Below are 10,301 nucleotides of genomic sequence, written 5' to 3'. Positions count from 1 at the left end.
TTCAAAACTCGCTGCTTTTGCGATTCAGGTTCTGGAACACCATATCAAAAAATTAGGAGCATTGAGATATTCGACAATTCACATCGTTCAAGACCCATTCCCGGGGCTTTATGGAATCACGGCAGATGGCCTAATAGCCATTGGAGACGGCTTTTTCACGAGCGCAAACCTGTGGGTAAACGGCTTACTTGATCCTCTCACCTTTTACCTTGTAGCACATGAATTGAGTCACCTGTGGTTTGGCGTTGGAACAGGCGTTGATTTTTTGAGAAACAACTTCATGAGCGAAAGCCTTGCTGACTATGTTGCCCACAGCACAACTCTGGAGATTTATGGAAAAGATTATTATATGAACTGGAAGGCCTCAGATCTTTTTACATCTTTCATAAAAAGCTATTTTGACATACCGACGACTGTCACCCAGGCTGATCAACTCATGTTACTCTATGCAAAAATGGCAGGTGTAAAGGCGGCTGTTGCTGATCCGGTTGATGCCATTCCCCAGAATTTTTCTTCAGCGGTTTACTATCAAAAGGGAAAAAGGGCTTTCTTTTCACTTGAGGAATTGCTTGGCCGTGAAAAATTATATTCAATCCTATCAAGGTATTACCGGCTTTATGTTGGTAAAAACGTTACCACCAGGGAATTTGTTGACTTTTTGGAAGGATATATTAATCCGAAAGTTGTGAATGCACTCTTTTTTGAAAGAGATAATTATGATGCCCGAATATATTTCGAAAATGGGGTTGTGAAAATTGACAATGAAAATATGAAAGTCCCTTTGAGAGTGGTTATTGAAACCCCGGAAGGGAGTCGCAGTTTTGTTACTCTGGATTCCACTTCATTGCCTTACATCCCGGCTATGCAGGTGCATCTGGATCCAGATATGCATTCATTCGATATTGAGCGGCACAATAATCACTGGCCTCCATTGTTCAAAGGGGGATATAGCGAGGAACAAAGCCGATATGATGCTTATTTGTTGAGCACACATGGAATTGTCGGCTTTTCCGCTTCGGGGTTGGATTATACCGGGGAGATACTCTTTGAAAAATTTCCATATTACGGTATTGGGTTGCTAAACCAGAGTGGCTATTCGAGCGACGATGGAAGGGGGTACAGCTATACCGGTGCTTCCCTTTATTTGCATCCTGATCTATACAGGTCATTGGAAATGAAGTACAGCAAATTCGAAGGTATCCACCTTTCTATGAACCTTGGCATACCAGAAAAGCTCTATATAGGTGACAGTAGCCCTATCCTTATAGCAAGGCATAACTTTTCCGTAGAGGGGCGCTTCCTCGACACCGGCAATTGCTATATCCAGGGCCTCTATAGCTTTAACGATACATTAAAGCATGGGTTATACCTTGAAATAGAGGGGCTAACCGGCGAGATAAATGCCACGCCCACGTACATGGGAGGATTTTATGGCAGCTGGATTCCCAATGTGAACTCAGAGCTTATACCTTCTCTAAACCTGTTGGCTGTGGGTGAGGCATTAGGAAAGAGGTTTTTTGACCCCTTTTATGATGTGCTGAGTTTTGAAGCCACTTCGAATGCTTTAGATCCTCTGATGTCAAAATACCCTCCCACAAGTTATTTGCTGGACTTCAGAGTATCATTGCCTTATATGATAATCATGAACAGGCGTATTAGTTTTCTCAATCTCTTTAATTTGGGAGGTATAGGTATTTCCTGGGAACTCGGAAGCAGGATTTTTGACAGCGGTTATGTCTTTGACGCCTCTATGATATTATCACCTATTATCTATATTATTGGCGATACACCTCTACAAATCAATCTTGGTTTCTCTTTTCTCATGGATGCCGAAGGGACTTCAACATTGGGTATCAAGGGAGGGATCTCCTTCGGAAGCTCCATATACTTCAACGAAAAATTGGGTTTTTCAGGAATGGAGAAGGTGATAAAATGGAAAAACTCAGGCTTGCAATAATAGGATGCGGTATAGCGGCAAGGGAGTTGCATCTTCCTGCGTTGAAAAGACTAAGGGACCGTATAGAAATAGTAGCCCTTGCGAGTCGCACACGCGAAAAGGCAGAGCAGCTATCTCTAATGATAGAGCCAAAACCTCGAGTTTTTGACAACGCTGATGAACTCATGGCTTCAGGTGTTGCGGAAGCGGTTGATCTTGCTCTTCCCACGATCTTAAATCCCGATTTCATTGAAAAGGCTCTGAAATACAACCTGCATGTGATTGCCGAAAAGCCCATTGCCATTGACATGAAAAATGCCAAAAAAGTGTTAAATCTTGAAAATAACAGCGATAAAACAGTCTATATAGCTGAAAATTACAGACACATCCCGGTGTTTCAAAAAGCCGCCAGAATTATCAACGATGGTGGAATCGGCAAGCCGGCATTTCTCGTCTGGAAAAGCACAAAGTTGATGGACAAGGAAGACAAATATGTGCAAACCTCGTGGAGAAAAAAGCCGCTGCACATTGCAGGATTTATATCCGACGCAGGTGTGCACCATATCGCAGCTACCAGAACAATGCTTGGAGATATAGAGGAGGTTTCAGCTTACTTGAAAAGGGTTAGGAACTACCTCGGAGCAGAAGACACGATAACCATGAATTTACTCTTTGAAAACGGAGCAATTGGAAATTATATCGCATCTTACGGGCTGGAATTCGGAAATGAGATATCTATTATTGGGACAGAAGGGAATATGTACATTGAAGGTAATATAATCAAAATCTTTACAGCCAGAGATCAAAAAACTGTGGAAGTTCAAGATAACGATGGATTTTTAGAAGAATTTTCAGACTTTTATAATGTGGTGAAATTTGGCAAGGAAAACCTGCTTGGCTCTTCTGCGCAGGCTTTGAAAGACCTTATGGTAATAGAGGCTGCCGTTAAATCTTTTAAAGAAAGAAAACATGTAAAAATCACCAGTATACTGGAATGAAGGTGATATATATGTTAGCACTGGAAATCAAAGGACTCAAGGCCAACATAGGTGATTTCAAACTGGGCCCCATTGATTTAAAGGTGAATGAAGGAGAGATCGTAGGCCTTATAGGCCCTTCAGGCTGTGGAAAAACTTTGCTTCTTAAAGTCGCTTCAGGTTTGCATGAACCTTTAACCGGGAAAGTATTTATGGGCGGGAAAGAAGTTACCAATGAGCTTCCACATAAAAGAAACATCGCCTTTGTCTTTCAGAATGACGCCCTTTTTCCGCATTATGACACCTACAAAAACATAGCGTTTCCCTTGCAGCTAAAGAAAGAGAAAAACATCGCTGAAAGGGTGAAGAGAAAAGCAGGAGAATTGAATGGCTTATCGGAATATCTGGAAAAGCTGCCAAAAGAATTGCCAGCAGGGATAAAAAAATTGACGGCTATTGGTAGAGAAACGGTGAGGATTTTCGACATGATATTCATGGATGAACCCTTTGAAAGACTTGATAAAAAAGTCAGAACCGAGTTGAGAGCGATGATAAAAAAGCTTTTGCTTAAAATCGGGCGTTCTGTGCTGATAGTCCTTAATGATTGTGAAGACGCCATGGCAATCGCATCAAAGGTATATATAATGAGCGATGGGAAAATTGTTTCTAGTGGAAATCCCATAGATATTTACAACAATCCACCTGATTTGTTTTCGATGGAGCTCTTTTCACCCTTTGGTATAAATAAATATGAAGACATGATATTCAGGCCTGAAGATGTGGAAATAACAGAGGAAGGACTTCCGGCCGTAATCCAGCATGCAAGCCCTTACGACTCAAGAAATGCCTTATGCAACGTCAAAATCGGAGATGCCGATTGCGTAGTGTTTATTCCACTTGAAAAAGCAAGGTGCAAAGAGCTTCATATAAAGATAACAAGATCATTCAAGGTTGGCTGATAGCTCTTTGCCTGCTTATGGACGCTTCAAAAATGTTCAATATAAGATCGTCATAGCTCCATCCTATTGGTTCAAGCATTTTTGTGAGGTCTGAATATACCGGTACTAACAGTGGCAACGAATTCACTTCAATGATATGGAAACCCTTATCGTTCATTCTCACATCTATTCTCGCATAGTCGAGCATTCCCAGAGCTTTGTAGGCTTTTAGCGCATAATTCTCCAGTTCTTCCACCTGTTTGGTTTTTAATCGTGCCGGGCAGATATATCTTGTTTTTTCAGCATAATGATGCTTGACTCTATGAGAATAAAATCTTTCAAGTCCCTCCGGAAGCGCCGAAAAATCTATTTCAAGAATTGGTAATACCCTTGCCTGCTCTGCATTTCCAACGATTCCGACTGTAAATTCCCTACCTTCTATGAACTCTTCTACCAGTATCGGTTCTTTGAAAGCCTCATAAAGAGTCACCACCTGTTTTTCGAGTTCAATGGAGCTTCCAACTACGGACTTTTCAGAGACCCCCTCAGCACTGCCTTCACGTGATGGTTTGACAAAAGCGGGATAAAATCCAGGGTCTGTTATTTCCGAAGGATTGGTTATTACCGCAAAACGCGGAGTAGGTATGTTGTTTTTCTGAAGAACAAGCTTTGTTAACCCTTTATCCATGCAAAGAGCATGAACTCCTGCTGGCGATCCGGTGAAAGAGATGCCCAATACATCCAAAAGGGCAGGAACATGCACTTGCTTGTTGTATTTGCCGCCTCCCGTGGAAAGATTGAAAACGAAGTCATATTTCTTTACGTTGCTCATGAAATTTCTATTAAAAGGAAGAGGTTCGGCTTCATATCGGCTATTTAAAGCTTTACATACCGCGGAAACCATATCTTTTCCTTCAGCTGTAAGAGGTTCGTCATATACAACAGCCACTCTCATAAAACCACCTCCTATAACGCGAAGCCAAGCACTTTAAGTCTCTTTCTTTCAGAAACGGGACGACCTTTATCATCAACTACCTGATTAGTGCCATCGATAATTGCCGTCTTAACAGTACCACGAGCCACTGACATCTTCATCAATCCCGGGGCATCGAGGATTCCCATCTTAACCGAAGCCCATATCACATCGGGATCCGTTAAAGGGTCTTTTGAACCCTTTCCCAATTCTTTGATCGCTTCAATTATCAACTGTGCTTCTTCTATCAACGTTTTCTTTCTCGCCCTGATCTTCGGATCGGCTTCGAAATTTGGTAGCCCTTTCATTGCTTCGGAATAAGCCCTTTTCACCATTTTTACGCTCTCTATTATTTCCTTTGCTTTTGCTCGTTTTCTTGCTTCACAGAAGGCAACAACGTGGATAATATGCGGCTGGAGATAAGATGCAGTGAGCATGGAAGAGACGAGTTGTCCTTTAGCCCGGGCTTCGTCAGAGGGAAAAGATAAAAGCCCTGCTCTGACCATGCGGTAAGAGCGGAAGAAATTATCATGAAGGGATTCAATAAGTTCCTTCTTTGCTAGCATTTTGGCTATATCCATTGCTGGAGAAATTCCAGGGGGGGTATTGAACATGTACTGGGCGACATAAGTTTTCACGCCGAGTTTTTTCGCATTGTAGGCTGCAATGTAAGCGGTCGCTACTTCCACAGTATCGGGGGCGTAGCGCAAAGCCCACTGATGCGATTCATTTATTTCTACCGGAATATCGTGTTCGGCATTCCATTTAATCGCTTTCTGGTTTTCCGCAATTGCCTTTTTTAATTCACGATCGGATCGCCTATCGAGCTCCGAATACCAGGTTAGTGGAATAGCTGCCCATGCGTTCCTTATGGTTTCGTAAAGCAACTTCGAATACTTGATGAGTTCTCTTGTGCCCGAATAACAGCGCAACAAAGGAAAGTTACCCTGCCGGCTTGCTTTATACATTCTTTCAAAATCCTCTTTTTTTCTAAAAGGAGCCCCTCCAGCTCCATCTTGTGATGGGTCCATTTTTTCTGGTGTGAAAAACCATTGCTGAGCATTTTGGTCTGGAGCGAGGGAGATGATATCTAATTCTTCAGACCTTGCGAGCTTTTGGATTTCCCTTTCCGTTTCTTCAAGAGACTGGAGCCCTATATGGTGACGGATGAGGGGATACGGTGACTTAAAATTTATTCTCTCCACGAGTTTTTGAGGATAGCTTTCTTTTTTTATTCCACGCATTTCCCCCCTCAAATACAATACGACTTCCTCCACTGACTCACTTCCATCGAAGACTCTTCTGAAAAGCCTGCTTTTTCTAGCTACTTTTGCTGTTTCATAAGTTCCTCCAAACACAAAATCTTTGTTTTTCAACAAATCGTTTTTCCTCAGAAGATCCTTGAACTCAATCAGCAATTTGTCCAGTGCTTCTTTTCCAAGCCTGTAACTTACAGCAATAAGATCTGGATTTGTTTCAATAATACTTCCAAGGAACTTTTCAAGGGAAAGAGCACCGCCAAGGTAAATGGTTTCATAACCTTCTTTTTTGGCAAGCTCAAGGAAGTTCAGAATTCCCGCTACGTGCACATCGCTGCCGATAGCACCGCCAAGGATTTTCTTTTTTGTTTTCACAGAGCTTTTACCCCCATTTCAACGTAATCCCATATGGAATTAATACTGAGTCCAGAAAGACCAAGACTATCCATGTTTCTGCCTTTTTCCCAGTAGTTTATTCCCATGACTACATTTGCGATGTTTATTATTGAATCTATGGTAGTTGTATTTATACCAAATGATTTTCCAAAATAACTTATTGGCACCAGGCTCATGGGAACATCTTCCAGAATATAGCGATTGTAAAGGCTTACTGGTGCTCTTATTCCCTGATAACCGTCGTTATTGTGAATTGCCTCATAAAGATCCCTACCCTTAACATCGTAAGCGAAGTCAAGCCATTCAACTGCTCCTAAAGGCTCGATTTTCAATGCCCTGGCAATTTCACAGCGTTCTTCATCTATTTTTGTTAGCACCCTTGCAACAGAGGGGCTAATTCCATCCAGGTAGAATTGGAAATTTCCATGTGTAGTTTCAATCCACCCAGCGTTCATCAAAAGCGCTGCCGGATGAAATACAGCGCCAATGTTGTTGAAGCTCGTATATAAAACATTTGGTGCTATAACAAATTCAGGAAAAACCTCGGGAAGCACTTCACTGAGAATGTGATTGTCTTTTGCAGGTAAGGCAGAGACCGGCACAGCATTTTTCATTCTAAAGATTCTCACAAGACCTGGACCTGCTATTCTCGAAGCGAAAAGAAAAGTCTGAGCTTCAGCAATGACATAACCAGGCTTCGCATTGTTGGCATCCAGAACCTTTTTGAATTCAAGAGCTCCTCCTGTCCTTCCGGGGTTCAATATGATTATTTGTCCCGCTTCGATGTAGGGCGCGATTCTTTCAGCAACCGAAGCGTGAGCAAATGCTGGCACAACAATCATAACAATCTGGCAATTTTTTATTGCTTTCTCAATGTTAGTGCCTACATACGCTAATTTTACCGGGCCAGAAGATTCCCCTTCTAACCTCAATGTCCGGTTATCCACTATGCCAGAAATACGCTTTTCACTTCTATTAAATAGCATCACTTCATGACCCCTTTGTGCTAAAACCCCGGCCAGTGCCTGACCCCCGTTACCGGCACCGATAACGCAAATTCTCATTTTTTCACCTCCAAAAAGGCAAAGAAAAATCCTTAGGCAATAACAGCCTTTTTTGAATTAACCATTTCGCCGATAAAAATGTAGAAATCAATAACTGCAAGAATGTCTTTGTGTAAGCATAAAAATTATAACAAAGTTTCCTTGAATACTTCAATAAATGGAACTCACTTGTATTAGAAATTCCGATTACAATCCCAGCAACTCATTTACTATTGTTATTGACTAATATTCATGAATAACAATCATTATCTTCATTATACTGTGCTTTGCTTTGAATTACGCTGTATTTTGTGCTATAATATAACTGAGGTGATAGATATGAACAAAAATAAAAGGAATGAAAGAAAGGACAAACCATTCATCAAGACAGATGAAGAATTGAACTTAGTCGAAGTTTCCTTCAAAGACAGAAAAAGCTCTGATAACGACTAAATCTAAGATCGGCACACCAGATAAATCCCCCCGCTTTTGCGGGGGGATACTTTTATGTAAAACAAAAAGCCCCTTTTAACGGGGCTTAGGTGGTGGCGGCGGACAGACTCGAACTGTCGACTCTGCGGGTATGAACCGCATGCTCTAGCCAGCTGAGCTACACCGCCTTAATGGTAGCGGGGGCAGGATTTGAACCTGCGACCTTTGGGTTATGAGCCCAACGAGCTGCCAGACTGCTCCACCCCGCACCGAATAGCTTTATATTAAGGGCCATTGGCATCAATTCTTTTCTCTTGGTGCCGGGAGCGGGACTTGAACCCGCACGGAGCTTCCGCCCCAACGGATTTTAAGTCCGTTGTGTCTGCCAATTCCACCATCCCGGCGCCGTATATTATCATAACACCCAGCATTTTCGTTGTCAAGTAGAGGCTTATAGAGCTATTTCCTCAAGATTATCGGGAATATCAATTTCGAACTCGTATTGAAGCTCTTCTTTCAGGTTTTCAAGTGCTTCTTTATCCCCATGCACATATATGAGTTTTTTTGGCTGCAATCTCCTGGGAATTTCCAGTAATTCGGAATAATTGGCATGACCGGAAAAATTGAAGATATCAACATCACAGCGAACATCAATTTTTTCTTCGTTCAACTCTAACTGCCTGGTGCTCTTAAAAGCTTCTAGAACGGCAAATCCCGGCGATTCCGGGCTTTGATATCCCATGAAATAGATAGCTGATTTGGCTTCCAAAAGCATCTGACGCGCAAAAATATACGATAGAGTATCCTCTATTAGCATTCCAGAACTGAGTATGAGAATCATAGGACTCTTGTCTTCAATTATGGAGGAGAGTTTTTTGGGAATGACAGTAACATGCCTTTTTATCGAGTCTTTGAACCAAGCCCTATTTTCAGAATTCATGCCATCGTGTTCTTTAAGTAGAAGATCAGTTAAAACATGTACCATACCGTTTATATAAATAGGAACCCGCGGAATCTTCTCAGCTTCCATTAACTTCAAAATCATGTAGAGCGCTTCTTGTCCCCTTCCAAGGGCAAAAACCGGCAACATCACCCTTCCGCCAGATCCCAAAGTTTTTCTCAGCTTTCTGCTCAAACGATGAGTTTCAATTTCCCTGTTTACGGATAGGGTTTCTTTCAGCCCGTAGGTTCCTTCTGATATGACAATATCTACTTCATCAGGCAAGGTCGCCTCTGGAACGGTTAGCTGCGGAGAAAGGGAAATATCACCAGTGTAAAATATTCTTTTACCATTGGACTCTATCAAAGCTGATGAAGCTCCCATAACATGCCCTGCTGGATATAAAGTAAGCAATACATCTTTGGAAAGCTCCAGAGGTTTCATATAGTGCAAAGGAATGATTCTTTTTTTTGCTTTTTTGACGTCTCTGTGAGTATATAATATGGGTTCAGCATCTTTTTCGTTTTTCTTTTTCATGACTTCAACTGAATTGCTCAATATCCTCAGGGCAAGAATACGATTTTCCTTTGAAGTGAATACAGTAGCATCCGGGAACTTACCCAGAACATAAGGTAATGAAGAGAGGTGATCGTAATGTGAATGAGAAATGATAATGTAATCCACCTCTTCAAGCTTTTCAAGTGCAGGAAGAGATTCATATCCGCTTTTAACGGGATGCCTTCCGCAGTCGAGCATGATATTGAGACCGTTTGTTCTAATGATATAGCAATTGGCACCTATCTCTTTGCCTCCACCGAGTGGTGTGAAATTCATCTTTTTCCTCCTTTTCTGGTACTATTTTATTTTACCAGAGTGCGAGTAATATTGTTTTTGATGTAAAATTGAAGTACTTTTCAATAATCCTGGAAGAGATAGGAATAGTGGCATTGACCGGCCAGTGCTAATAGGGTGCTTCATGCACCAAAGTTTGATGGGCTTTCTAATGTATTTCTTGGTGATCTTTTTCTTTCGTGATTTGAACACTAAAAAGATCGGAGGTAAATAGGCATGGGTGGTGACTGGGGATATGTAAACGACATAATGGTCATTTCGTTGTTGATGGGAATAGCAATGATAATAAAAAAGACGATTAAACCCCTTAATCGCATATTGATACCGAATTCCGTTCTTGCGGGTTTTTTGGGTATGGCCTTTGGACCAAGCGGGTTGGGATTGATCAATTTCTCTTTTGACAGGCTTGGAAACCTCGTGTACCATCTCATGGCGATAGGGTTTATCGCCATTGCCTTGAAAAAGAGGCAAACAAGGTCTTCACGCTCTGCGGTGAACACAGGCTTTTTAATAGCCATTTCCTATGCCATACAAGGAATAGTTGGCTTTGGCATC

At 41.8% G+C, this 10,301-nt stretch carries 7 protein-coding genes, 3 tRNA genes and 1 pseudogene; 4 read left to right on the top strand and 7 right to left on the bottom strand.

All coding sequences use genetic code 11. From position 1 onward, the window contains the following. The 3 genes from AC3LHT_RS02790 to AC3LHT_RS02780 all read left to right on the top strand — a co-directional run. A partial coding sequence (locus AC3LHT_RS02790) for a M1 family aminopeptidase (RefSeq protein WP_488661904.1) occupies positions 1 to 1,957 on the top strand: 1,957 nt, incomplete at its 5' end. After that, positions 1,933 to 2,934: a Gfo/Idh/MocA family protein gene (locus tag AC3LHT_RS02785; protein ID WP_488661903.1), complete on the top strand. Its 1,002-nt coding sequence runs from the start codon at positions 1,933 to 1,935 to the stop codon at positions 2,932 to 2,934. The genes AC3LHT_RS02790 and AC3LHT_RS02785, both read left to right, overlap by 25 nt. Positions 2,935 to 2,945: 11 nt before the next feature. After that, a complete protein-coding gene (locus AC3LHT_RS02780; protein ID WP_488661902.1) occupies positions 2,946 to 3,872 on the top strand; it encodes an ABC transporter ATP-binding protein in 927 nt (308 codons plus the stop codon). On the opposite strand, the gene AC3LHT_RS02775 is transcribed toward AC3LHT_RS02780, so the two are convergent. The 7 genes from AC3LHT_RS02775 to AC3LHT_RS02745 all read right to left on the bottom strand — a co-directional run bounded on the left by AC3LHT_RS02775 (position 3,859) and on the right by AC3LHT_RS02745 (position 9,728). Further along, positions 3,859 to 4,806 carry a D-alanine--D-alanine ligase family protein gene (locus tag AC3LHT_RS02775; protein ID WP_488661901.1) on the bottom strand — a complete coding sequence of 316 codons (948 nt, stop codon included), beginning with the start codon at positions 4,804 to 4,806 and terminating at the stop codon, positions 3,859 to 3,861. The two genes, AC3LHT_RS02780 and AC3LHT_RS02775, sit on opposite strands and share 14 nt — an antisense overlap. Before the next feature lie 11 nt (positions 4,807 to 4,817). After that, a complete protein-coding gene (locus tag AC3LHT_RS02770; RefSeq protein WP_488661900.1) occupies positions 4,818 to 6,458 on the bottom strand; it encodes a methionine synthase in 1,641 nt (546 codons plus the stop codon). Next, complete coding sequence (locus tag AC3LHT_RS02765; RefSeq protein WP_290646103.1) at positions 6,455 to 7,543, bottom strand: NAD/NADP-dependent octopine/nopaline dehydrogenase family protein; 1,089 nt, start codon at positions 7,541 to 7,543, stop codon at positions 6,455 to 6,457. The genes AC3LHT_RS02770 and AC3LHT_RS02765 overlap by 4 nt, the downstream gene beginning before the upstream one ends. A gap of 522 nt (positions 7,544 to 8,065) precedes the next feature. Beyond that, positions 8,066 to 8,142, bottom strand: a tRNA-Met gene (locus tag AC3LHT_RS02760). 4 nt (positions 8,143 to 8,146) lie between these two features. Next, positions 8,147 to 8,223 (bottom strand) — tRNA-Met (locus tag AC3LHT_RS02755). Between the two features lie 46 nt (positions 8,224 to 8,269). Then, positions 8,270 to 8,358 (bottom strand) — tRNA-Leu (locus AC3LHT_RS02750). 47 nt (positions 8,359 to 8,405) lie between these two features. Further along, on the bottom strand, positions 8,406 to 9,728 hold the full coding sequence (locus tag AC3LHT_RS02745; RefSeq protein WP_488661899.1) for an MBL fold metallo-hydrolase: 1,323 nt from the start codon (positions 9,726 to 9,728) through the stop codon (positions 8,406 to 8,408). Positions 9,729 to 9,962: 234 nt separating this feature from the next. On the opposite strand from AC3LHT_RS02745, the pseudogene AC3LHT_RS02740 reads away from it, so the two are divergent. Next, a pseudogene (locus AC3LHT_RS02740) lies at positions 9,963 to 10,301 on the top strand (sodium:glutamate symporter); the annotation flags it as partial.

It is taken from the genome of Kosmotoga sp., from assembly GCF_982836095.1.
Note: the sequence above shows the minus strand (reverse complement) of the source record. Positions and strands in the feature narration are given on the sequence as shown.

What these genes read in the sequence shown, in the direction of transcription:
- AC3LHT_RS02785 (WP_488661903.1), top strand. Translation starts at nt 1,933, where the DNA reads ATGGAAAAACTCAGGCTTGCAATAATAGGATGCGGTATAGCGGCAAGG.
- AC3LHT_RS02780 (WP_488661902.1), top strand. Translation starts at nt 2,946, where the DNA reads ATGTTAGCACTGGAAATCAAAGGACTCAAGGCCAACATAGGTGATTTC.
- AC3LHT_RS02775 (WP_488661901.1), bottom strand. Translation starts at nt 4,806, where the DNA reads ATGAGAGTGGCTGTTGTATATGACGAACCTCTTACAGCTGAAGGAAAA.
- AC3LHT_RS02765 (WP_290646103.1), bottom strand. Translation starts at nt 7,543, where the DNA reads ATGAGAATTTGCGTTATCGGTGCCGGTAACGGGGGTCAGGCACTGGCC.
- AC3LHT_RS02745 (WP_488661899.1), bottom strand. Translation starts at nt 9,728, where the DNA reads ATGAATTTCACACCACTCGGTGGAGGCAAAGAGATAGGTGCCAATTGC.